At 37.7% G+C, this 26,143-nt stretch carries 17 protein-coding genes and 1 tRNA gene; 7 read left to right on the top strand and 11 right to left on the bottom strand.

Annotation, left to right across the window (positions count from 1 at the left end; all coding sequences use genetic code 11):
* Positions 1-57 precede the first annotated feature (57 nt).
* Complete coding sequence (locus Q0940_RS03840; RefSeq protein WP_299264217.1) at positions 58-867, top strand: mechanosensitive ion channel domain-containing protein; 810 nt, start codon at positions 58-60, stop codon at positions 865-867.
* 107 nt (positions 868-974) lie between these two features.
* Here Q0940_RS03840 and Q0940_RS03835 read toward each other — a convergent pair whose 3' ends face one another.
* Complete coding sequence (locus tag Q0940_RS03835; RefSeq protein WP_299264722.1) at positions 975-1,655, bottom strand: glutathione S-transferase; 681 nt, start codon at positions 1,653-1,655, stop codon at positions 975-977.
* A 134-nt stretch (positions 1,656-1,789) separates the two neighbouring features.
* Between Q0940_RS03835 and Q0940_RS03830 the strand changes: the two genes are divergently transcribed.
* Positions 1,790-4,135: a peptidase U32 family protein gene (locus tag Q0940_RS03830; protein ID WP_299264214.1), complete on the top strand. Its 2,346-nt coding sequence runs from the start codon at positions 1,790-1,792 to the stop codon at positions 4,133-4,135.
* Between the two features lie 60 nt (positions 4,136-4,195).
* Here Q0940_RS03830 and Q0940_RS03825 read toward each other — a convergent pair whose 3' ends face one another.
* On the bottom strand, positions 4,196-5,764 hold the full coding sequence (locus tag Q0940_RS03825; protein ID WP_299264211.1) for a methyl-accepting chemotaxis protein: 1,569 nt from the start codon (positions 5,762-5,764) through the stop codon (positions 4,196-4,198).
* Between the two features lie 524 nt (positions 5,765-6,288).
* Here Q0940_RS03825 and Q0940_RS03820 point away from each other — a divergent pair.
* Positions 6,289-6,921, top strand: a complete 633-nt coding sequence (locus Q0940_RS03820; protein WP_299264209.1) for a sulfotransferase — start codon at positions 6,289-6,291, stop codon at positions 6,919-6,921.
* A 105-nt stretch (positions 6,922-7,026) separates the two neighbouring features.
* On the opposite strand, the gene Q0940_RS03815 is transcribed toward Q0940_RS03820, so the two are convergent.
* The 4 genes from Q0940_RS03815 to Q0940_RS03800 form a co-directional block, all read right to left on the bottom strand.
* Positions 7,027-7,584, bottom strand: coding sequence for a hypothetical protein (locus Q0940_RS03815; protein WP_299264207.1), 558 nt, complete (start codon positions 7,582-7,584; stop codon positions 7,027-7,029).
* Positions 7,585-7,713: 129 nt separating this feature from the next.
* Entirely contained in the window at positions 7,714-8,766 is a 1,053-nt protein-coding gene (locus tag Q0940_RS03810; RefSeq protein WP_299264205.1) for a hypothetical protein, read from the bottom strand.
* A gap of 117 nt (positions 8,767-8,883) precedes the next feature.
* A complete protein-coding gene (locus Q0940_RS03805; protein WP_299264203.1) occupies positions 8,884-9,522 on the bottom strand; it encodes a hypothetical protein in 639 nt (212 codons plus the stop codon).
* A gap of 800 nt (positions 9,523-10,322) precedes the next feature.
* Positions 10,323-10,407, bottom strand: a tRNA-Leu gene (locus Q0940_RS03800).
* Positions 10,408-10,597: 190 nt separating this feature from the next.
* On the opposite strand from Q0940_RS03800, the gene Q0940_RS03795 reads away from it, so the two are divergent.
* On the top strand, positions 10,598-11,116 hold the full coding sequence (locus Q0940_RS03795) for an RDD family protein (RefSeq protein WP_299264201.1): 519 nt from the start codon (positions 10,598-10,600) through the stop codon (positions 11,114-11,116).
* Positions 11,117-11,163: 47 nt separating this feature from the next.
* On the opposite strand, the gene lptG is transcribed toward Q0940_RS03795, so the two are convergent.
* Entirely contained in the window at positions 11,164-12,240 is a 1,077-nt protein-coding gene (gene lptG / locus Q0940_RS03790) for an LPS export ABC transporter permease LptG (protein WP_299264199.1), read from the bottom strand.
* 2 nt (positions 12,241-12,242) lie between these two features.
* Positions 12,243-13,346, bottom strand: coding sequence for an LPS export ABC transporter permease LptF (gene lptF / locus Q0940_RS03785; RefSeq protein WP_299264197.1), 1,104 nt, complete (start codon positions 13,344-13,346; stop codon positions 12,243-12,245).
* A 247-nt stretch (positions 13,347-13,593) separates the two neighbouring features.
* On the opposite strand from lptF, the gene pepA reads away from it, so the two are divergent.
* The 3 genes from pepA (at position 13,594) to Q0940_RS03770 (ending at position 18,575) form a co-directional block, all read left to right on the top strand.
* Positions 13,594-15,102 carry a leucyl aminopeptidase gene (gene pepA, locus Q0940_RS03780; RefSeq protein ID WP_299264193.1) on the top strand — a complete coding sequence of 503 codons (1,509 nt, stop codon included), beginning with the start codon at positions 13,594-13,596 and terminating at the stop codon, positions 15,100-15,102.
* Positions 15,103-15,150: 48 nt separating this feature from the next.
* On the top strand, positions 15,151-15,624 hold the full coding sequence (locus tag Q0940_RS03775; protein ID WP_299264190.1) for a DNA polymerase III subunit chi: 474 nt from the start codon (positions 15,151-15,153) through the stop codon (positions 15,622-15,624).
* An 89-nt stretch (positions 15,625-15,713) separates the two neighbouring features.
* The gene (locus Q0940_RS03770) at positions 15,714-18,575 is read left to right on the top strand and encodes a valine--tRNA ligase (RefSeq protein WP_299264187.1); all 2,862 of its coding nucleotides are present in this window, start codon (positions 15,714-15,716) and stop codon (positions 18,573-18,575) included.
* A gap of 158 nt (positions 18,576-18,733) precedes the next feature.
* On the opposite strand, the gene Q0940_RS03765 is transcribed toward Q0940_RS03770, so the two are convergent.
* The 3 genes from Q0940_RS03765 to relA form a co-directional block, all read right to left on the bottom strand.
* Positions 18,734-22,789, bottom strand: a complete 4,056-nt coding sequence (locus tag Q0940_RS03765; protein ID WP_299264184.1) for an ExeM/NucH family extracellular endonuclease — start codon at positions 22,787-22,789, stop codon at positions 18,734-18,736.
* A 215-nt stretch (positions 22,790-23,004) separates the two neighbouring features.
* Positions 23,005-23,913, bottom strand: a complete 909-nt coding sequence (gene mazG, locus Q0940_RS03760; RefSeq protein ID WP_299264179.1) for a nucleoside triphosphate pyrophosphohydrolase — start codon at positions 23,911-23,913, stop codon at positions 23,005-23,007.
* Entirely contained in the window at positions 23,910-26,135 is a 2,226-nt protein-coding gene (relA, locus tag Q0940_RS03755; protein WP_299264176.1) for a GTP diphosphokinase, read from the bottom strand. Before relA ends, mazG begins: the two co-directional genes overlap by 4 nt.
* Positions 26,136-26,143 lie beyond the last annotated feature (8 nt).

The following is a 26,143-nucleotide window of genomic DNA, read 5'->3' as shown; positions in this document are numbered from 1 at the left end:
CAATATATTGCTATGCTTGATTCGATTATATAACTCACTAAAAATGTAGGGAAATTCATGGATCCACAAGTATTATTAGATAAGTTAACTGAGTTGGTGCTAACTAACGGTCCTAACTTATTAGCGGCAATCGCTGTTCTATTTATAGGTGGCTGGGTAATAAAAGCGGTTGTTGGTAGCGTAAGAATTGCGTTAGATAAGGGCAGCGTTGACCCGTCACTTAAACCTTTCTTACTTAGCATGTTAGGCATGTTACTTAAGGTGATGTTGTTCATCAGTGTGCTTGGAATGTTAGGCATTGAAATGACGTCTTTCATTGCAATCTTAGGTGCTGCAGGTTTAGCGGTTGGTATGGCATTGTCTGGTACGTTACAGAACTTTGCTGGCGGTGTAATGATACTGCTATTCAAACCGTTTAAAGTGGGTGATGTCATTGAAGCACAAGGTTATGTAGGATCTGTTGCGCAAATCCAAATATTTAATACCATATTAAAAACGCCAGATAATAAGACCATTATTATCCCAAATGGTGGTTTATCAACCTCTTCAATGATCAACTATTCAACGGAAGAAAAAAGACGTGTTGATTGGACAATCGGCGTTGCATACGGTGATGATCTAGACAAAGCACGTCAGGTAATTAAACAGTTATGTGATGCGGATGAAAGAATCTTAAAAGATCCTGAAGTCTTTATTGCGGTATCAGCATTAGCAGACAGTTCAGTTAACTTCGCGGTAAGAGCTTGGGTAAAAGCACCAGATTATTGGGGCGTATTCTTCGACATGAATGAAAATGTATACAAAACATTTGGTAAAGAAGGGCTTAATATCCCATTCCCACAAATGGATGTGCATTTACATAAGTAAGTATTCAGTAATGAAGTAGCTTTTATTGTTATTTTAATCCAAGAAATAAAAACCGACATTAGAGTAATTTGATGTCGGTTTTTTGTTAGCAAAGTAAAAAAAGCGAATTAAAAATAAATCACTTCGTCAGTGGATAGGTACAAAGGATGCTGCGCCATTACTTTGTTGAACATGGCACTTTGTAGATAATTATTTAACCATTGTTTCAAATTTGGATAAGGTGATTGTAAATACCACTTACGTTCCACTTTGGCGAATTGGCGAATAAAAGGTAATAACGCCAAATCAGCGAAACTTTCTCGGTTGGAAACTAAAAAAGTATGCGTTGTTAGCCTTTGCTCCAAATCTGCAATATAAGCTTCGCAAACTTGTCGGCGCTCAACTAAGTTGTCTTCATGGTAACGTTTGGCGGCTTTGTACTGTTCTAGTGCGGACTTAAATTCGTTATCAAATTTACTCACTAAACTAAACATATCTTGTGATATTGCTGCTTCTCCAGCATGTAATAAATCGTCCGGATCACTTTGTGTTAACGCCCAAACCATAACATCAAAGCTTTCATCAATAACGGTTTTGCCATTATCTTCTTTCGGTAACACTAAAACTGGCACTGTGCCTTTTGGTGATGCCGTTAACATTTCCGCAGGTTTGTCATTTAATACAATAGAACGCAGGATGACTGGAGATTGTGAACGAAATATTGCTAATCTTGCGCGCATGGCAAAAGGGCAATTTCTTAACGAGTAGAGTATTGGTAACTCACTGGCTTTATTAACATTATCTTTCATCACGTTGTATTCTTTGCCTGCAGTATTAATAATAGTTGAGTATTTTAGTAGGAATAAGCATTTTAACCATATTCATTCTTTAATTATACAGGTAAAATCCCCGCCCAAAGTTTTGTAGATAACAAGTTGTACATATGAACCCAAAAATTGAATTACTCGCCCCAGGTGGAGACGCCGAAGCAATTAAAGCCGCAATCATAGCCGGAGCTGATGCCGTTTATTGCGGGTTAAATACATTTAATGCACGTAATCGTGCGGGTAATATCACATTTGAACAACTTGTTGGTCTAATTCGTTTGGCGCATCAATACGAATGTAAGATATTCTTAACCCTTAATATTGTTATTTTAGAGCACGAATTTAAAGCATTAACTAAATTATTAAATAAGTTGGTAAACACCACATTAGATGGCGTTATTATCCAAGATTTTGGTTTGCTTTATGTATTGAAAAAATATTATCCAACTCTTGATATTCATGCCTCAACGCAAATGACCACACATAATGCAGGGCAAATTCCATTCTTGAAAAAGTTTGGCGCTTCCCGTGTTAATTTATCCAGAGAAATGAACTTACGTGAGATCACAGAACTAACTAAAGTTGGCGTTGAGCACGATGTCTTGATGGAAGTATTTGTCCATGGGTCGCTTTGTATTGCGTTTTCTGGTTTGTGTTACTCCACCTCTGCAAGTGTTGGCAATTCAGGTAACCGTGGCCGTTGTAGCCAAGCTTGTCGTGAAGAATATGAAACCACTGAATCTGGTAATAATTTTCCACTTAATATCAAAGACAATTCAGCCTTTTTTGACCTGCCTGCGTTAATTGAAGCCGGCGTCCATTCTTTCAAAGTAGAAGGGCGTATTAAAGGCGCAAGTTATGTACATACGGTTATTGATAGTTTCCGCAAGCAAATTGACGGGTTCTTAAAAACCGGTGAGTTGTTAGAAGATGGCGAGCGTTTATATAAAGTATTTAACCGCGACTTCTCCAATGCTTTTTTACGTGGCGATTTAAATCAGTCGATGTTTATCGACAACCCAAGAGATAACTCTAAAGTTTATGCACTAGAGAAAAACGGTGTAGAAAAACAAGTTGCGGAAAGCTTGGTATTAAGAAAACCTGGTATCGAGAGCAGCGACCTTATATCGGTAGTTCAAATTCAACAAGTTGAGAAAGATCTAAACAAAGAGAAAAGCGAACTGCAAGACATCATGTTAGATAAAATCAAACATCTAAGCATAGATAAAATACCATTAACGTTAAACTTCTCAGGGAAACTTGGCGACGTATTTACCGTTACGGTAACAACCCAAGAATATATTTCTAGCTTGTTAACAACAGAGACTAAATCGTTTGAAATTACTTCAACCAGTTCATTAGTTAAAAGTGAGCAGTTAAGCTTAGATGAGAGCACGCTAAGTAAAAGATTCAGAAGCTTAAACAATGAAGAGTATGACTTACTTGAGTTAAACTCAGATGGGTTAGATGACGGCTTAAGTATTCCTTATAAAGAGCTGACTGCGATTAGAAATGAAATATCACTCATTCTTAACAAGCACACGCCAATTCACCCAGAAGTGATATTGCCGCCGTTAACTAAACATCAAAAACCGCAAACAGCCGGCCTTAAAAAAGCAGACTTGAGTATTCTAATTTGTGACGAAGCGGATGTGGTATTAGCGGATTCTACCGACGCGGATATTTACTTCAAATTGCCAGATGCTTACAAACGTGACTGCACACACTACATAGATTTTTTAAATCAAAATCCTCGTTTAATACCTTGGTTTCCACCAGTGTTAATCGGCAAGGATTACGATGTAGCGGTTAATATTTTAAAGCAGGTTAAACCTAAACTGATTGTGACTAACAACACAGGTATCGCTTATGAAGCGAACGCGTTAGGTATTAAGTGGATAGCAGGTCCGTTTTTAAACACCACTAACTCGTATGCGTTATTAGGTTTACAGCAAGAATTTGATTGTGCCGGTGCGTTTATTTCTAACGAGATAAACTTCAAGCAAATTAGACACATGGCGCGTCCGGATAACTTTAAGATGATGTACAGCATTTATCATCCAATATTATTGATGACAAGTAGACAGTGTTTCTTCCAACAAAGTGTTGGTTGTGAAAAACCACGTATAGACAATGGCTGTATGCTGTCTTGTGATAAATCGACCAGTATCACCAACCTTAAAGGTGACTCGTTTGCTATCGACAAACAAAAAGCCGGTTACCCAAGTATTTATAATCAAGATCAGTTCTTAAATACTGAGATCATCAAAGACTTATCAGACTTGTTTGACAGCTTTATGATTGATTTAACCAATATTGGCGCTGGCGATAAAACCTCACCAGATAAAGTAACCTTAATTGAGCAGTTTGAACAATTGCTTAGTGGTGAGACAGCACCAATTGAAACCATTAACACCTTGGTACCAGACTCAACGGTAGTGCAATACCATAACGGTTTGTAAGCAGGATTAAGTGTCACATTAAATTTAGTTTCCGGTTATAGCGATAGCAATAGCCGGCAACTAGCTTTTTGATTTAAAGCCCATTCGAAATCCACCCCAATGTTTGCCTTTTACATAAATTGGTACAGACAAGTCATGTAAAATTTCACCAGTATCGCGTTTATAAGTTTGTAATAAGAAACTATCAGTATGCGCTCCACAACGTCGTCCAGTTGGATCATCAAAAATTCGTTTAGTACGGTTATTAATTAAATCTTTGTCGTAATCGCCACTTAGTGCTTGGCTAAATTTTTTGTTATGAGTCGGGAAATATCCCTTTGTATCTACCGCACCAGCAAACATAACTTCATCATATTGTTCTAATACCGCTTCTTGAATAGCTGGAAAGTTTTCATCGGTAAAGTGATCGTAACTGGTACTAAACTTTTGTGGGTTAGTGCCTTTAATTGGCAGGTATTCTGTTGAGAACACAGCCTGTTGGCTTAAGCCGCCACTATCAATTGCAGCTTCAAAGAGTTCACCAAGGGCTTGAGCCGAAACTTTTGCGGTTTTAACTAACTCAGAGAAAAACAGTGATTGATCAACTTTGTCTAACTCTCTAAATACAACTTCAGCACCATTGCTTAAGGCTGATGCTTCAGTTGATAAATGTTCACTACGAGTCGATATGTCTTGCAGTGACGAATTAATATTTGTTATTGAACCACCAATTTGAGCACTTGTACTGCCTAATTTCTCGCCTGAACTTTCCACTTCGGAAAGTACTTTTGATGCGTTTTGTACTTCTTCTGTTAGCGTTATAAAGCGCTGGGTTTCACCCAATAATGTGGTTGATAATGATTCGGTTAATTCTTTGAGCGACGACATCTCATGATTAGTAAGTTCACTGTTACGGCGCACGTCAGTTAATAATGTGGATATTTGTTCAGAAGCGTCTGCACTTTTACCTGCTAGAGCACGAACTTCATCTGCAACTACCGCAAACCCTCGTCCTAATTCTCCCGCTCTGGCCGCTTCAATCGCTGCATTTAGCGCTAATAAGTTGGTTTGTGCTGAAACTCCAATAATAACCGCTGTAATGGTGTCTATATCGTCGGCACTTTTGGTTAACAAGGCTAACTGTTCACTGGCGGTTTGTACTTTTTGTGTGAGTTCATTTACTTGATCTGCACTTTGTTTTAGTGACTGTTGAGCGCTACGACTGGATTCTGCCGTGTCATGCATGGTGTGAGTTAATTGGCCAAGACTTGTGGAAAGTGTCATGCCTGTATCGGATAGTGTTTCAACGGCTTGTGTAATTTGTTCGCTGTCATCACGTGTAAGATGTATATCTTTATTTAAGTTATCAACAAAATAGGATACTTCCGCTGCACCTATTGCCATTTTTGAGGTGGCACTGGTGACCTTCTGACTTATTTGGGTATAAAAGTTATCGGACTCTACATCCGCCCCTTTAATTTTGGCGCCTTGATTGTCTGCACTTGAAGCTCTAGAACACAATAGTGGTAGAAGAAAGCAACTAAGTAAAATACCAATAAGCGCAAAGGTTGGGGTAATTGAATTGTTTAGGTAACCAATTATAAATAAAGGGAAAAGCGATAATATGCTGATGAGTCTGAAGTAAACCATAGTAATTCCTTCTTTTTTTATAGTGTTTAACTATGACGATAGAAGGTCAATATAAAAGGTATGAATTACGACTAAAGTCTTAGTAAAACTAGTCATATTAACTGGTTTAAGCAAGTTGTCCGCTAACCTCTAATAATGAGACCTCAATTAATGTGAGTAAAATCGCTTAGTTAGATATAACGATTTGGCATTTATATAATGTCTTAAATGTTTATCCAGCTAAATTATAACCATAAAAAAACCGACAATCCTTATATTAAGAAAGTCGGCTTTTATTTACCCAGCATATAATTTTTTATTATGCTTATTTCTTATCTTCTAAACGGCGCTTTTTAAAGTCATATTTTTAGAAGAGCTAAGACTATAAAGCATTTATGTTATTGATGTCACTGTTGATATTTCATTAGATGTTCTTAAAGTAATAGAGTGTTTAATTGTTAAAAGTCAGTAAAATTTCAAATTCAGTTTTCACATTTATATGTTTTAATTTACAGTGTGCTCCTTAGTTTTAATCACGAGACTTCATGAATAAACTTTTTATTATCGGCTTACCTAGAACGGGCACAACAAGTATAAGTGTGACTTTACTTGAGCATTATAAAGTAGCGCACACCGCTTACACCAAACGCGCTTTTGAATTAGCTGACGTTGTATCTGATTGTCCTTGTTTTACTGATTATCAGCAGTTAGATCAGTTATTCCCCAATTCCAAATTTGTGTACCTTAAGCGCCCATTATTACAATGGTTGCCATCAATACAAATGTTACTGCATAAAATGCTTCCGAGCTTAGGTATTGACAATAAGCAGCAAGGAAGCGAATACGTAAATCCAATATTAAAGCGCAGTTTTAGCCAAGTTTTTGGCATTGGTGATGTTGAGGATCCTCTGGATGAAAGTCATTTAACAAGTTGTTATCAAAAACACGAACAACAAGTGAATGATTATTTCCAAGGACGAAATGACTTACTAAGTATTGATATCAGCCAAGCAGACAGCTTACCTAAATTATTACAGTTTTTAGGGTTGGCACACACAGGTAATGAACGTTTTCCACATTTAAATATTGGTAAACGAGTGGATAATTGGAAAGAGATCAAAAGTCCAAATAAAGTAAACCCAAATGCAGCGGGAGTGGAGGGGCGTAAGTACTTTTAGTTTTAGAACTAAAGTAAGAGTCAATTTGGGGAGCTGAAAACAAAAAAGTGAACCATACGATTCGCTTTAGCTGTGTTAATTCAGCTGTGCTAATTCAATTATGATTTACTTAGCAGACATTACTTTATTAATCCATGAGTTATGTTCTTTTACAAACTCAAGATCTGGCGCTAACGTATCCGAGAGCATTTTCTCCATTAAAGGTAGATTTTGAGTCATTTGCTCTATGCTAGCTTCCATTTGAGTTATTGTTGCTGGAGATTGCAGTCCTTGTTTCTTCGTTTCAGCTAGTTGTGTTTTCATCGTCTCAAGCATCTTGCTTGGGCTACCTGAATATCTCATGTTAAAGCTAAACGTTGCATTGAAAACACGCGTTCCTGTATTTAGGTAATCTTCAATATCATCAAAGCCCTTGTCTATAACCCCTGCTTTAAATTCAGGATAAATGTCTAGTGTACGTATAAAGGCAAGCATTTCATTTTGGTTATTCACTTGAGTTGTATTCTCATTCATATCAGAGCTACTGCTTAGCAAGGTATCTAATTGCTTACTGGCTGCTGCATATTGCTCAATAAGTTCTTTAGATAATGGTTTCTCTGCATGAACATTGAAAACTATTAAAAATAGACATGAAAATAAGAGTGAGTTAAATAGATACTTCATTAGAGAGCCTTTGATTGTTCCTTTGAAAAGATAATACCTGAACTTTGTTTTTAGATTTGTTTTTATGTGTATTTTATTTTTTACCTGATTTAAGTATAGGACAACACAAAAAGCTCATTTGTATTTTCGTTAGGGAATAAAATTTAATCCTGTCATTCTTAATCCCAAACCAAACTGGTTTCCTTTATATACAACATCATTTTCGTCGGTAAATTCTGCAAACATATAAGTGCCTGTTAAATTTATATGAGGTAGCATTTCCCAAGATGCACTGATGAATGGGGAAATAGAGTCATCTATTTTAGTTTTCTTTCCGAACTCATCTTTAGTATGGCTTAAAATATCTAAATGTAGGCCAATGCCAAGATGGTATTCTCCAAAGTCATAGTCAGCTTCAACTCGACTTACCAAACCAAAGTTCTCTCCATCACCTAATTGAGCTCCTTGATAACGAAAACCGGTTGATACTTGATAACTAAAATCATCATTAGAAGGCCAGTCATAACCAAGCATCAGAAGTGCGCCACCACCCGCTTTGTAGTTATCACCTCCAGGATTGTTAGCTATTGTGTCTCCACCAAAGTTAACACCTAAATCAAAGTACCAGCCGTTTTGTTTATACTCTGGACTAAATTTATTTTCTTCCGGTAATGCCAATTCAATAAAGCCTTTATCCATTAACGTATAAGTTACTGAATATTGATTATTTCCTGAAGGAACATAGTATGTAGAACCATTTGAAAATACTGGAATTACAGTGTTTTGATTTTGTGTAATATTAAATTGCTGGCCAACTAACTCCTGCGGCATATTAATGGACATATAAACATCTTCAGGCCCAAACGGAATACTAATTTCAACGCCTTCTTTGTAAGCACCAATAGACTTAACATTAATTGGACTTTTTATTTCACTTCGTACGTTTTTAAATTGATCGTAGAGTGTAATGATTGGATAAAATAAGGTTTTATCATCCACAATTACAGTTAATTTTATTTCATGGTAACGATGTTTAATAGGTAAACTAAACCAAGTTAAATCAGAACCTTGCAAGTAAACTGTTTTATTGTTGTTAAAGTGTAATTGAGTATTAGCAAAGGCTGAACTGCTTATTATTAACAATAATAAAAAGCTCATATTTAGCATAGATAAATTAAAACGCTTGGTATTCAAATACTGCATAACATTCCCTTGGGAGTTTAAATCTAAAAAAATCATAATAACAAAAAGTTACGTTTGTTGAAGGTTTGTTTATTTGTGAGGGAGGGGCTGGTTTTAACCCCGTTGATTAGCACATTGTTAGTGTTTTTTGTTTTCACTAATCCAGAGATTCAACTTTTTAACATTATTATTTGGGGGGCTAGCCAAATACTGGTGATATAGTTCGATAAGTTCAAGCTTGCTTATTTTAATTACATTTGATCTAACATGCGGTCCAAGTATAGTCACTCCCCAAAGACCACATTCTATATGATGATAATTTGACTTTGTTAAATCAATATCTTCACCCCCACTTATTGTTTTGTCAGCAGTCAGTCCTCTATATGCGTATGAAACATATTGAAGTTTTTCGTCACCATGCTGCTTGTCATAACTTTGTTCTGGGTCCCTTGGGGTTATCATTCTGTCGAAATAAACTTGTGTAAATCCATTGTTATCATAGTATTTAGTTTCTGATTTGTAGACATAACATCGCATCTGCTGTATGTATCCATTGCTTTTCATATATGCGAAAGGTGCAGAACCAATAAACTTTATTTCGATTGTCGGTGCAGATATCGATTCTCTATTAACTCCAACTTTGAAATAATCAATATCTCTATAATCTATAATTTCAACAGATGTTTTGAGTATTTTCATTTGACTTGGAAATGAGACACATCCAGAAAGTAGAACAATTGAAGTAAGTAATAACAAACCGATATTCAAGTGCTTCATAACATTCCCTTGGAGTTTAAATCTAAAAAATCCATAATAACAAAAAGTTACGTTTGTTGAAGGTTTGTTTATTTGTGAGGAAGGGGAGACAGTGTAAAAGTTAGAAGCAATAGGGTTAGATCACTTGATTTGAATTATATCTAAGATAACTTAAAATTTAGACATAAAAAAACCGACACCTCAAATTGAGTTAGTCGGTTATCTCTCATTCATTCCGAAGAATAAATGGTACCGGTGTGCGCTCTTTGAAATTGGGAACCGCCACGCATTTCTGCGAGGTAGCTCTTATGAAAAGGTGCTCTTATGAAAAGTGCCCTATGCCTACCAATTCTATTACTACAAAGTTGCTGAATTTCAGGCATAAAAAAACCGACACCTCAAATTGAGTTAGTCGGTTATCTCTCATTCACTCTAAAGAATAAATGGTACCGGTGGGCGCTCTTTGAAATTGGGAACCGCCATGCATTTCTGCGGGGCGGCTCTTATGAAAAGCGAATCCTCTATGTCTACCAATTCTATGCTAAAGTTGCTGAATTTCAGGCATAAAAAAACCGACACCTCAAATTGAGTTAGTCGGTTATCTCTCATTCATTCTAAAGAATAAATGGTACCGGTGGGCGCTCTTTGAAATTGGGAACCGCCACGCATTTCTGCGGGGTGGCTCTTATAAAAAGCGGATCCCCTATGTCTACCAATTATATCACTAGGATTTTATTAAATTACAGACATAAAAAAACCGACAGTTCCAATTAAAGAAAGTCGGTTGTTTTATTTACTAATATAAATAATATAAAAGTAAATGGTACCGGTGGGCGGACTCGAACCGCCACGCATTTCTGCGGGGGATTTTGAATCCCCTATGTCTACCAATTCCATCACACCGGCGCTACATTTAGCGAGACGAATTATAACCACGCTTTGGTTGCTTGCAAGTGATTTATCAATATATGGCTCTTGAGTGTTTATATATTGTGCAAATTGCTAAATCAAGGCGCTCTATGTTGTTTGGATTTGACGGTTTTGTTGTTAGACTAGCTGGCAATTATTGTTTATTTAATGAAACGAATAGAAATTTATGTCTGAAGTTTTCCCTCGTGCTGGTTTTTTTAAACGTTTAGCGGTTATTGTTTATGACTTGTTGGCGGTTATTGCCTTAACTATGTTGCTTAGTATTATCAATTTAGGTGTCTTGTTTATCTTAGTGTCGTTTGATCTGTTTACGTTGACGGGTTACCAAGATCACTCTGCGTATTTAAATCAGCAATGGTGGTTTAAAGTTGAAACGATTGCTGTGATTTGGGGGTTTTACGCTTGGTTTTGGTATGATGGTGGTCAAACGCTAGGAATGAGAGCGTGGCGCGTGAAAATTCAAAGTACTAACGACGAGCCAGTTTCGTTTATTCGTGCTGCAAAAAGAGCTTTATTCGCGTTGTTTGGTTTAGGTAATATCTTAGTATTGTTGATGCCTAAAACTAAATTGTCATTACAAGATAGATTGACCAATACTGAAATGGTGGTGTTGACTAAAGAAGCAAATAGACAAGTGTATTTACGCGGAATAGAAGAGCCTTTACAAAAAAATAGCGATAAATAAAAGCTTATACATATTTAACGCACTACACTTTCTTGCTTACAGCTTTGCTATTTCTGTTTTTTAGTCAACAAGCGCGCTGCGATTAAGCTAAATATTAAGGTTGGGGTGAATGCCCCAATCACAGTTGGCACTTCATAAATTAAAGAAACCGATCCAAATATTTTATCAAACAAGAAAAACGAAAATCCTGTCAGTATCCCCAATATAACTCTTGCGCCCATAGTCACACTTCTCAGTGGTCCAAAAATAAAAGATAAAGCTAATAACAGCATCACTGCAATGTTAAATGGTTGGAATATTTTCCGCCACAAAGCGAGTTCATAGCGGCTAGCGCTTTGCTCGTTTTTATTTAAATAACTTAAATAGTCAACTAAGTCAGATACAGCCATACGCTCTGGTTTTACAGACACTACGCCTAATTTTTCTGGCGATAAATCTGTTGGCCAAGGTAGTAAATCTATCTTTGTTATTTCTATTTTATTGCTGTTCCAGTGTTTAATAACAACGTCATTTAACAGCCAGTTACCGTTGCTGATTTGAGCAGACTTAGCATTTATTTGTTGGGTAAGTTTTAATTCTTCATCAAAATCAAAAACAGTTACATTAATTAATTCACCGTCTTCGGTAACTTCTTTTATATTGATAAACGCATCAGCATCTTTTGCCCACAGGCCTTGTTCGGCAGAGTATAATTGACCACCAGAAACCGCTTGGGTTTTAATCTCTTTGGCTGATTGTGTTGCGTACGGTACACCCCATTCTGAAAATACCATCATGATCAATATTAAAATGGTGCTGGACTTCAATACCGCAGTTACAATATTTGCCTTAGACATGCCAACAGCTTGCATAACAATTAATTCTGAATTAGTTGCCATTGCTCCCAAAGCAACAAGACCACCGATCATGGCAGCCATAGGAAAAAACATTTCTAAGTCTTGTGGTACGGAATAGAAGGTAAATATTACAGCGGTTAAAAAGGTAAAGTCGCCACGGCCAATATACATAATTTGATCAATAAATCGAAACAGAGAACTAATGCCAGTAAGTACAACTAAGGTCACGCCAATTGAGCTTAATACAGTGCGACCTATGTAACGGTCAATCATAGACATGCCAAACATGATCAGTCACCTTTCCTTGTTAGTTGTAGCCATTTTTGTCTAATTAAACCGCCTGCGCTTCGGTCTTGAATTAAGAGCAAGGTTGCAGTAACTAAACCGAGTAAATGAATCCACCACAAACCAATATGAGGGGGTAAATTACCATCTTCAATCGCAGATTTAGCTAATACTAATAAAATATAATAAGCAAAGAATAATCCGAGTCCTGGCAGTATTTTACCAAAGCGGCCTTGTCTTGGATTTACTGAAGCTAATGGCACAGCTATCATAGCTAAAATTGGAATAGAAAGTGGAATGGCTATACGCCATTGAAATTCGGCAATAGCTTCTAACTCATCAGATTGAGCAAGTTCTAAAGTCGGTAATGCCGCATAATTACGACTGCGTTTTTCAACGGCCTTATCTTGTAATTGAATTTGGTATTCAGAAAAGGTGAGTCGTTGTGATTTATTGTCTTTGCCTGTGTAATACCTATGGCCTTGGGATAGCACTAAGTCTTGCTTGCCATTATCATATTCAACAACCAGACCTGTGTCAGAATATACAACATTATCAACGCCATCGTCGTTAGTTTTGGCAACAAATACTTTCTTCATAATGGAGGTTTTACGTTCTATATCATGGATAAATACCACGGAATTACCGCTGCCGGCTTTTTGAAAGCGGCCAGAATTCAAGGTTGATAATACACCTTCAGAGGCAGCTTCTTCTTTTACTTGATATTCATATTCAGCTGATAAAGGTGATATATATAAAGTTACAGTGCCTGCAACAAAAGCTAAGATAAAGGCATAAATTAACGTAATGCGAGTAAGGTACCATTCAGATACACCACACGCTTTTAATACGCTCATTTCATGATCGCTATAAAGTCGTCCGTAAGCGAGCATTACGCCAAGAAAAACACTTAAAGGCAGTATAACTGCAGCAAGTTGTGGGAAGCGCAGACCAATAATGGACGCAACAAGATAACCGGGGATTTTACCCTCTGAAGCGTCGGCTAATATTTTAACAAATGTCTGACTGAGAAAAATGCTCATGAAGACTAGAAAAACCGCAAACTGCGACTTAAATACTTCAGCGGTTAAATAACGCAGAATTATCACAAATAAACCTTAGAAAACGTATACTTTTACTGGAATAATGCCAATTAATAAGTAAACTTCTTGTTTTCATAAGAAAACTATTTTGTAATACTTGAACTTAAAGTAAGTTACTTATAATTGGGGCGGCCTAATCATAACAGGCATAGAAATTATTATAATGGTAAATTGATGAATCGCCGATAAAAATTTCAAAAAAATAAGAATAGCTTAAACAAAAATAATAAAAATAAATGCGATTGGAGAAATCATGGAATTTAGTGTTAAAAGTGGAAGTCCAGAAAAACAGCGTAGCGCTTGCATAGTTGTTGGCGTTTATGAACCTCGCAGACTCTCTCCGATAGCGGAACAGTTAGACCAGATCAGTGATGGTTATATTAGTAATTTATTACGCAGAGGCGATTTAGAAGGCAAACCCGGCCAAGTATTGTTATTACATCATGTACCAAATGTACTGAGTGAACGTGTGTTACTTGTTGGTTGTGGTAAAGAACGTGAACTAAATGAACGTCAATATCGCCAAATTATTAAAAAAACTATCGACACATTAAACGATACAGGCTCAATGGAGTCGGTATGTTTTTTGACAGAAATGCATGTTAAAGGTCGTGATACCTATTGGAAAGTAAGACAAGCGGTAGAAGCAACGTTAGATAGTCTTTACAGTTTTGACGCATTAAAAAGTAAAAAAGACGAAGCTCGTCGTCCATTACGTAAAATGGTATTTAACGTACCTACACGACGTGAGTTACCTTTAGGCGAAAGTGCGATTGAGCACAGCTTAGCAATTTCAAATGGCGCAAAAATGTGTCGTGACGTAGCTAATATGCCACCAAATATTTGTAATCCAGCTTACTTAGCTGAGCAAGGTAAATCGTTAGAGTCTTACGATAAAGTAACTGTGCAAACGGTTGGTGAAGAAGAAATGGCTAAATTAGGCATGAATTCTTATCTAGCAGTTGGTCGTGGTAGTGACAACGAATCAATTATGACCATCATTAATTACAATGGTGGCAAAACGGACGAAGCGCCAATCGTTTTAGTTGGTAAAGGATTAACCTTTGACTCAGGTGGTATTTCAATTAAACCTGCTGCTGGCATGGATGAAATGAAATACGACATGGGTGGAGCTGCCGGTGTATTAGGCACAATGCGTTCTTTAGCAGAACTAGACTTACCAATTAATGTGATTGGTGTGTTAGCTGGTTGTGAAAACATGACTGGCAGTAAAGCGTATCGCCCTGGTGATGTATTAACGACTATGTCTGGAAAAACGGTAGAAGTTTTAAATACCGATGCAGAAGGGCGTTTGGTATTATGTGACGCATTAACTTATGTAGAACGTTTTGACCCTGAATTGGTTATTGATATTGCAACATTAACTGGCGCTTGCGTAGTTGCTTTGGGTAAACATGCATCTGGTTTATTAAGTTCACATAATCCATTAGCCCATGAGCTGTTAAATGCATCAGAGCAAAGTGGCGACAGAGCATGGCGTTTACCTTTATGGGATGAATACCAAGATCAATTAGACAGTCCATTTGCTGACTTTAGTAACTTAGGTGGACGTGATGCTGGTACAATTACCGCAGCTTGTTTCTTATCTAGATTTACTAAAAAGTATAACTGGGCGCATTTAGATATTGCGGGCACATCATGGGTAAGCGGTGGTGCTAAAAAAGGCGCAACTGGCCGTCCTGTTCCAATGTTAACGCAGTTCTTAATGAACCGTGCTGGTATTTCAGTTGAGCAGAACTAGAGCTGATAACGTATTAAATATAGTAAATTAACAAATAGAATATAATCAATGAATGCAATTTTCTGGATATTATCAGAACAACAACAAGCGCCTGCTCACGCCAAAGAGGCAAATGTAACGGCGCACATTCATTATGCTTGCGTGTTAGCGGCAGATTTATATCGCCAAAATAAAAAGCTATTAATTGGGGTCGAGAACCAAGATCAAGCTCACATAGTTGATGATTGGTTATGGCAGTTTGAAGCGGATAGGTTTATTCCGCATAACTTGCCTGGTGAAGGCCCTCATTATGGTTCACCCGTTGAAATAAATTGGGAACCAAGTCAGCAAAGGCGTGGCTGTTTTGTTAACATATGTCAAAAGCTGCCTGACTATGTAGCAAAATTAAAAGGTGTTAATGAATGGCATGATTTTGTGCCAAACGATGAAGCCGGTAAAGCAGCAGCAAGAGAGCGTTATAAATTGCTGAAGCAAGCGGGCTTTAATTTAACAACCAACCAAATTCCAGATTCAATCGTTTAAGCGACGTTTTATTAACTAAGTTTAAATAACGTTTGTCGATAGAAAAAATATCAAATTAATCTTTACAGAAATTCAAGGCTAAAACCATCATGGAAACAACGTATAACCCAACCGATATCGAACAATCTTTGTATGAAGAATGGGAATCTAAAGGTCATTTTAAACCTTCAGGTAAAGGGGACAGTTATAGCATCGTCATTCCACCACCAAATGTCACTGGTAGTTTGCACATGGGACACGCGTTCCAACACACAATCATGGACACTCTAACGCGTTACAAACGTATGGATGGTTACAATACATTGTGGCAAGTAGGTACTGACCACGCTGGTATCGCAACACAAATGGTTGTAGAGCGTCAGTTAGCTGCAGAAGGTGATGTCACTCGTAAAGATTTAGGCCGTGAAAAATTCATTGAAAAAATTTGGGATTGGAAAGCCGAATCTGGTGGCACAATCACCAAACAAATGCGCCGTTTAGGTAACTCGGTAGATTGGGAACGTGAACGTTTCACAATGGATCCAGGTTTATCAAAAGCCGTAGAAAAAGTATTTGTTGATTTATACAACGACGATTTAATTTATCGTGGTAAGCGTTTGGTTAACTGGGACCCTAAACTGCAAACCGCTATTTCTGATTTAGAAGTTGAGAACAAAGACAAAAAAGGCCACATGTGGCATTTCCGTTATCCGTTGGCTGATGGCCAAAAAACGGCAGACGGTAAAAACTACTTAGTTGTTGCTACTACCCGTCCTGAAACCTTATTAGGTGATACAGCTGTTGCGGTAAATCCAGAAGATCCACGTTATAAAGACTTAATTGGTAAATCAGTTGTATTGCCATTGGTTGGTCGTTTAATTCCTATTGTTGGTGATGAACATGCCGACATGGAAAAAGGAACCGGTTGTGTAAAAATCACACCAGCACACGACTTTAACGACTACGAAGTAGGTAAACGTAATAACTTACCTATGATCAACGTATTAGATTTTGTTGGACACATTCGTACAGAAGCACAGGTATTTAATACGAACGGTGAAGAAAGCGATGTGTATTCAACTGACTTACCTGAACAGTTCCAAGGTTTAGAACGCTTTTCTGCACGTAAAGCCGTTGTTGCTGCAATGGATGAGAGTGGAAACTTAGAGGAAATTAAAGAGCACGAATTAACGGTTCCTTATGGTGACCGTGGTGGTGTTGTTATTGAACCTATGCTGACAGACCAATGGTATGTGCGTGTTGAGTCAATGGCGAAAGTTGCAACGGAAGCGGTTGAAAATGGCGACATTAAATTTGTGCCAAAGCAGTACGAAAATATGTACTTTGCTTGGATGCGTGATTTGCAAGACTGGTGTATTTCTCGTCAACTTTGGTGGGGACACAGAATTCCAGCTTGGTATGACGAAAATGGCAAAGTATACGTAGGCAACAGCGAAAGCGAGGTTCGCTCGGCTAATGGTTTAGCTGACGATGTAAAACTTCGTCAAGATGAAGACGTATTAGATACTTGGTTCTCATCGGCACTTTGGACGTTCTCGACATTAGGCTGGCCTGATAATTTAGAAGATTTGAAAAAATTCCACCCAACCGATGTATTGGTAACGGGTTTTGACATTATCTTCTTCTGGGTTGCGCGTATGATCATGATGACCATGCACTTTATTAAAGATGAAGAAGGCAAACCACAAGTACCATTTAAAACGGTTTACGTTACAGGCCTTATCCGTGACGAAAACGGTGATAAAATGTCTAAATCTAAGGGTAACGTAATTGACCCATTAGATATTATTGACGGTATTGAATTAGAAACCTTAGTAGCAAAACGTACTGGCAACATGATGCAACCAAAACTGGCTGCAAAAATTGAGAAAAGTACCCGTAAAGAATTCCCCGATGGGATGGAAACTAGCGGAACAGACGCATTACGTTTCACCTTAGCAGCGCTTGCTTCAACTGGCCGCGACATTAGCTGGGACATGAAACGTTTAGAAGGTTACCGTAATTTCTGTAACAAATTATGGAACGCTAGCCGTTACGTATTAATGAATACAGAAGAGTTTGATTGTGGCAAAACAGCCACAGACGCTGAATTAGAATATTCATTAGCGGATCGTTGGATCCAAGGGCAAATGCAAAACACTATTCAAATGGTACGTGGTCATTTGGATGCATACCGCTTTGATTTAGCGGCTAATGCTTTATATGACTTCACTTGGAATGAATTCTGCGGTTGGTACTTAGAGCTAACTAAACCAGTGATCAATACAGGTTCAGAAATACAACAACGCGCAACACGTAAAACATTGGTTGTGGTATTAGAATCGTTATTACGCTTAATGCACCCAATTATGCCGTTTATTACAGAAACGATTTGGCAACGTGTACAGCCTCTAACTGGCCTAACAGCAGACGCTGAAAGCATAATGTTAAATGCTTACCCAACGTATAATGCAGACTTGGTTGATGAACAAGCGGTTGCCGATGTTGAATGGTTAAAACAATTTATTTTAGTTATCCGTAATATCCGTGGTGAAATGGACTTGTCGCCAAACAAACCAATTAACGTATTGTTACGTAATGCGTCAGCTCAAGATCTTGAGCGTTTAACTGCAAATAAAGCATTCTTAATGGCGTTAGCTAAATTAGAAACAATTAATGTATTAGCAGACGGTGAAAAAGCTCCAGCATCGGCATCAGGTTTAGTTGGCGTAATGGATGTACTTATTCCAATGGCTGGTTTAATCGATAAAGACGCTGAGTTATCGCGTTTAACTAAAGCAATGGAAAAAGCGAATCAAGAGTTACAACGTGTATCTGGTAAGTTATCTAACGAGAAGTTTGTAAGTAATGCGCCACCGGCTGTTATTGAAAAAGAGCAAGCTAAAATGGCTGAATACCAACAAACGGTTGATAAGCTAAAAGAGCAATACGCTGAAATAGAAGCGATTTAACTCTGGTTTTGAGCAACTAATGGTTAACTAATTAAGTCATTAGTTGTAAATAAGAAACGCTAAAAGAGCAATCTTTTAGCGTTTTTTTGTGAGATAAAAAATGCCAGAGCTAGCTCTGGCATTTTATTATTTGTATAACTCAAAATGAATAAACGTGATTAATGCTTATTCGAATTTTTTTGATTTGAGTTGTATTTGTCAAAGCCGTGCGACTTTGAATTATCTTGCTTTGAATTGGACTTATGGCTCTTTGAGTGGGGTTTATTAGAACCATACTTATTAGAGCCATGTTTTTTAACGTCTTGTTCACTACAGTTGCGATATGTACATAAACTACTCATAACTCGGACGTCACGTAAGTTAATTTTATCATCGTTGTTTAAATCAAATGACATATCAATATCTTGGTGCTTATGGATAGCTGCAAAGAACTGAAAAATATCTTTCCAATCTACATCGTTATCACCATCCCAATCACCTAATAGAACTGGCTCTGGTGTTGGTTCAAAGAATAAGCTGATCACAACAGGGTCGTGATCTGACATTCTGTAAGCGTCATCCGAATAAAAATCATCAACTTGAGTGTCTGATTTATATTCGACGTTGTAGTCCAGTACTCTAGGTTCGTCAGCATTAATATGCCATTCACCTGCATCTATTACTTTCTCAACCAATGCGGGACTTGCCAATGCGTGATCTAAATAACCCAATAAACCACTGTAAGAATAAGAATATGCTTCAGCTCCTGCAAATTTTTCAATAAGGTTAGTGTAACCGCCTGTTACAAAAGCAGTAATTGGATCTTCTTTTGCGTAAGCGTTTAAATCCCCCATTATTAACAGGTTTTCTTGTACACTTAATTCTTCGTTTGTGCTGATCCATTCCATTAGTAATTGTGCTTGAGTTACACGTGTTGCGTTATAGCAACTCTGACCATCACCTAGGTCTGCATCATCACCAGAAGCACTGCTACAACTTTTTGATTTGAAGTGATTTACAATGACCGTTATTTCTTCATCACTGCCGGTTATGCTAAATGTTTGTGCAACTGGTGGACGATTAAATGTACTGTCTGTATTTAATAAAACAGAACTCGCTGGTGTCACGTTTGCTGTTTTGTATAACAAGCCAACTGCAATTGCATCGGTTCCAATTGTGGTTTCTGCGTCTACATAAGCATAAATGGTATCGCCAAGCGCTTCGTTTACCTTATTGACTAACTCAACAATAGTGCTGGTGGTTTCAAACCCGTCGTTTTCAATTTCCATTAAACCAACAATGTCTGCATCCATAGCGACTAAAGCTGAAACTGTTTTTGCAACTTGACGTTCATATTCTACAAATGTATCTGCGCCACGTGAGGTTGGGAACCCCTCGCCAAGGCCATCACCATTAAATAGATTAAGTACATTAATGCTAGCTACCGTTAAATTACCAGGGACAAGCTCAGGAGCTTCTGTTCTTGGGTTACTTTGTACAAAAACAGGATCAATCGTTGGAAGAACACGATATGCACTAAAGCTATAATCCATAATACCAGTTACCGAAGAAACACTATCGCCAGAACGTAATGTGTTATCAGCACTTAATCCCCCTGTAGGATAAATAACATCTTCAGGGTTACTGCCGTTAACATTGTCATCTAAAATAATTGTATTTAGGGTATTTGCTTCAGCTAAAGCAATGGCTTCATCAGAATTTGGTAAAAACAGGTTAGTTGGATTAAACAAACGACCATTCGATAACGTTACTTCACCGTATTGGCCTAAGCTGTAGTTATCAGATACGGTTAGTTCATTATTTAACGTGATCAACATACCTTCCAACGCTTCTGGAGTATCTGCAGTTTCAAATGGTAGTGATAGCAGAGTTTCAGTTACAGTGTCTGTACCACAATCAAACAAGCTGTTGCTAGCGACTAACTGAGTCTTGTTATAACTTTCTTCAATTACACCAACAACACGCACAACAGAACCTACTGTTGGGTATGTTTCTTCATTATTTACAACAAAAATACCTTCAGATGTTGTTGCATCTCCATCTTCATCAGCCGATTGCTCCTGCACAAAATAACCGCCTAGCTCAGAAAATACGCCTGTTACCACACCTTCAATAATATGCGTCTCATCTAATACTAGTGATATATCAGTGTTACCTTGGATTGCACTAATAAGCGTTGCAGGGTCAAAACATAAACCAATTTCTACAATTTCAGGCTCTGTTGTGTCTTCACCTTCGCTTGAATTATGGAAACCTAAATAGTCAAATGTATCACTATCGAATCCATCCCACTCAAAGCTAGGTGTAAATTCATCATCAGAAATAGTATCACCAACCGTAACGCTGCTTTTTCTCACTAACGTATTGTTTTGTGTGCCTTGTAAATCCGAACCCCATTCTGAACCTGGATCTTCACCAACACGGCCAAATGAATCAATAACAACACCATCTTTGTATAGAACATAAGCGTCGTCACCGTTATGAGAAATATTTCCAGATAATTGATCTGCAACATCTAAAATAGCTTCTGCAGCTGAACTATTGGCAATAACAAATACATCGTTACCTGCAATAACGCCGGTTAAATCAATAGACGTTCCAGTTGTTGAACCATTAGTAAAACGAGCTAATTGGTAATTATTAGCTGATAAATCAACAGAAGACCCCGCAGGATTATATAACTCTAATGCCTTGTTGTAGCTACTGCCCTCAATGTATTCTGAAATATAAATTTCTGGATTGATAATAGTGTGCTCACCTAAACCAGAAACAATATCAGTGCCAAAACCTGTCCATTCAAGTTCAGGAGCGAAAGCATCATCGAATATTGTATCGCCAGAAATAACAGTAGGGTTTCTGCGTAACGTATTATCTTTTGTTGCAAAGTCATCTTCGCCCCATTCAGAACCAGGGTCTTCACCAACATTACCAAATGAATCTACAACGTCGTCACCTTTATATAAAATATAAGCGTCGTCGCCGTTATGACTTAAAGAGCCTGTTAGTAAATCTGCAACCGCTTGAATGTCGTCATTCGCTGATGTATGAGCAATAACAAAAGTACTATTGGCTGCAATAACACCAGAAAGACTAATGTTAGTTGCGCTTGTACCACCATTACTAAAGCGGCCTAATGTGTAACCGTCGGTAGCTAAATCTATGTCACTACTTGTTGGGTTGTATAATTCTAGAGCTTTGTTGTAGCTGCTGCCTTCAACATATTCAGAAATGAATAATGAAGCTGAACTTGTAGAGCCACCAGTATCAGTATCATCTGGGTCTGTCTCTACTGGATCGGTTTCATCAGAGTTGCCCTCGTCAGGATCTGTGTCATCAACTGGAGTGTCAGTACACGCATCTGCGGTAAATAAAATATCTACCCATTCAGGGTGGTCAATAAATGGATTACGATTTCCTTGAAACTCATAAATACGGTTGTTACGAGTTTCCTCAGTAGTATCCACGGGATCGCCATTATGCCATTCAATTAAACGACATAAACGCCCCAATGCGGCTTCACCTGTCGAGGTTAATCTGTCTACGATTTGTAAATCTGGAGTAACATCAGCACCGTTATAGCGTGTGTCCATGTAAAAAGCCATACGAGCTACATCGCCTTTGACTTCATCACGCGGCTCAAATGAGTCACTATCTACTCGGTTACTTGGTGACTCAGCTAATTCGTTGTCGCTGTTATCAAAGTCTAAATTACCACGAGAGCTGTTTATTGAAATATCAGTAGGACGTAAATGGTGAATATCGGTATACGCTTCATAACTGTCGCTGCTAAAACCATGGCTTTTAGGCCAAGTGTGTTCACGGTTCCAGTTGTCTTGATCTGTACTTTGTGTTCCGCTGCCATTCGACAGTTTTGGAAGTGAAATGCCACTGTATAACAAAATAACATTATCTGTGTTATTAGGATCTTCATCAGTTTTGGTTAATGCTGACCATACTTCAGAGTAAGTTAATACTTTGTGATCCTCACTGATAACCGCATTTAGCGATGTGTGTATCTCTGTAGCGGTTAAATTATCTGATACAGCTTGAATTACTGTTTCATAGTAACTGCTATCGTTAAACTCACTAGCGATAGCAATGGTTGATAAATCTGGGCAATTAAAGCATGGCGCTGTAATTACTTCGAGATCTTCGGCCTGTGCAATGGATTGCATGGATAGCAATGCGAGCAACATAGGATATTTTATTTTCATTGTATTCCTTTGATTTTATTAGTGTCAGTCTCATTCGCTGACTTTTTGTAGAAATCCAATCATATTGGATAACTATGAATAAAATATGACAATATGGTCAAGAAATGAAGTGAATTGTATTCACCTGACTTTATCTTTGTTTAATGAGGTTTGTTGTCGTTTCTTGTTTGGGGAAATATTGACTTGACTAAACGGTCAGGAAAATGACTGTTGTATTACTTTGTTTCTGATTTAGCTTGTTCCCACCACATATCTAACTGCTCAAGGTTAGTTTCGTTTATTTTTGCATTATTGCTGGTGGCTATGTTTTCCACATGACGAAAACGACGTTCAAATTTATTATTAGCCGCTTTAATGACTTGCTCTGGATTTAAACCTAAATGGCGTGTGACGTTGGTTAAGGCAAAGTATAAATCGCCTAACTCATCGGCAATAGCATCTATGTTATCACTATATATATTGCCACTTAACTGCTTTGATTTGCTTTTATTTGAATTGGCTTCATCTAGAAGAGTGTCACTTTTAGCTGAGTTAGTTATTAACTCTGCTTTAACTTCTTCTATTTCTTCACTTACCTTATCAAGTGCGCCATGTATATCTGGCCAATCAAAACCAACACTTGCAGCTCGTTTTTGAATTTTATATGCGCGGGAAATAGCAGGAATAGCCAGAGGGATATCATCTAATACGCTAGTGCTTTTTGAATCTTTAAACTGGCGCTCAGCAGCTTTTTTATTTCCCCAGTTTTGTTTTATTTGTGCTTCGGTTTCAAATAGAGCATCAGAAAATACATGGGGATGTCTGGAAATTAACTTAGCGCAAATACCATCAATAATATCGTCAAAACCAAATAAGGATTGTTCTTTGCCAAGTTGTGCGTAAAACACCACTTGGAATAACAAATCGCCTAATTCACCTTTTAAGTCAGCATAATCTTTATCTTCAATGGCTTGGGCAACTTCGTAGGCTTCTTCAATGGTATAAGGTATTAACGAATCAAAGGTTTGTTTTAAATCCCACGGACAGCCAGTTTCTGGATCTCGTAACATACTCATTAATGTTGTGAGTTTTTCTAAACCGGTTAAAGCCATAAGAGTATTTAAATTTTGGTTAACTTTAGTCACAGCCTTTTTACTTCAATCATTTCATCAAGTTGACTTAGCTTACTAACAACACGATTAAACGCGCCTACGTTATAAACTTCTAATTTTAATCCCATAGTGGCAATTTGTTTTTGCGTATCGGATTCAGTAGTCATGCCTAGTACGTTTATTTTATCGTTAGCCAGAATACTAGTGACGTCTCTTATTAGCCCACTGCGGTCATTAGCAATAATACGTAAATGAGAAACATAACCGCCTGAATAATCTTCTTCCCAGCTCGCTTCAATAAAACGCTCTGGGTGTTCATTCATAACGATTTTAAACTGTTCGCAGTCACTTCTGTGAATAACAACGCCACGGCCTTGAGTGATATAACCAGATATTTCATCCCCAGGTATCGGGTTACAACAACCAGCTAATTGGTTCATTAAGTTACCAACGCCTTGTAAAACGACGCCGTTTTGGAATTTTTTCTGCTTACGTGGTTTTTGAATTAACCTTGGATCAATTTCTGGTTCTTCTTCATTTATTAGCTTAGATTGAATGTAATTAGTCACTTGATTTAAACGTACGTCACCGCCGCCAATTCCTGCTAACAAGTCATCTAATGTCATCATGTTAAAGCGTTCTTTGGCTTGTTCAGCCTCTGACCAAGGAATATTTAATCTAGCCAATTCTTGTTCTAGTAACTGTTTACCTTCATGCAGGTTTTTATCTTTATCTTGTTGTTTAAACCAAGTATGAACTTTGGCTCGAGCGCGTGATGAATGAATATAATCAAGATTTGGATTTAACCAATCACGTTTTGGATTTGATTCTTTACCGGTAATTATTTCAATCTGATCACCGGTTTTAAGTTGGTAAGTAAAAGGCACTATGCGGTTAAACACTTTTGCACCAATACATCTATGACCAACATTGGTGTGTATATGATAAGCAAAGTCTAATGGCGTTGAACCATTAGGCAAGTCTACTACATCGCCTTGTGGAGTAAATACATACACGCGGTCTTCAACAACTTGATTTCTTAGCTCTTCGGCAAAGTCACCAGAGTCGGCCATTTCTTCTTGCCATTGCAGTAACTTTCTTAACCATGCAATTTTATCTTCGTAGCTAGAGCCTTTTCCTGCTTTGGTTGGCAAAGCACCTTCTTTGTATTGCCAATGTGCCGCTACACCAAGTTCAGCATCGTCATCCATATCTGCGGTTCTGATCTGAATTTCAATTGGTTTGCCTTGTGGGCCAATAACCACAGTATGTATTGATTGATAGTTGTTGGGTTTTGGCGTGGCAACGTAATCATCAAATTCAGACGGAATATGGCGCCAGCTTGTATGAATTATACCTAAGCAGGAATAACAATCTTGGATTTTATCGGTAACAACACGAACGGCTCTGATATCAAAAAGCTGACTAAATTCGTAGCCTTTTTTCTGCATTTTTTTCCAAATGCTATAGATATGTTTTGGTCTGCCGTATACTTGGGATTTTATATTAGCGTCGTCTAAACGGTTTCCTAAAGTATCAACAAAATCTTCTAAATATTGCTGTCTTTCGGTTCTTTTTTCTTCAAGGCTAGAGGCGATGTTTTTATATAAGTCAGGCTGTAAATAACGAAATGCGTAATCTTCTAGTTCCCATTTTAATTGACCAATACCTAAACGGTTAGCCAAAGGGGCGTAAATGGCTTGAGTTTCTTTAGCTGCTAGGACTCGGGTTTCCTCGTCGCTTTTTTTGATCTCTCGTAAAAATACTACTTGTTGAGCTAATTTAATAACAACAGCACGGACATCTTCAATCATGGCCGTTAACATACGACGAATATTTTCACCTTGTTCTGGGGAATGCTTTACTCGAGCAGATAACAAGCCCATGCTGGCCATTTTAGTAACACCGTTTAACAAGTTAATTATATTGCGGCCAAATTTCTTTTTAAGCTTTTCTTTAACTTTGTTGTCAGATGATTGATGTTCAAAATAAGGATATAACAAGGCGGTAATTAAGCTGTCATCGTCCATATGCAGTTCAAGTAATATTTCAACTATTAATAAGCCTTGGCGTGTAAAATCGCCGTCGACAGGAGATAAGAGTTCAGCTTGCTTTGGTTGTTCCTGTAACCAGTTAACTGCGTCATCAATAGCTTGAACAGTATGATCCGAAAGACCAGCAGATAGTAGCCACTGTTTGGTATCTTTACTTTCTAGAATATCTTCTAAGTGATGTACACGAGTTACCGAAACCACGGGTGCTC

Source organism: uncultured Psychrosphaera sp., assembly GCF_947500655.1.
GTDB lineage: Bacteria > Pseudomonadota > Gammaproteobacteria > Enterobacterales > Alteromonadaceae > Psychrosphaera.
This window is presented reverse-complemented; position numbering and strand designations above follow the sequence as displayed.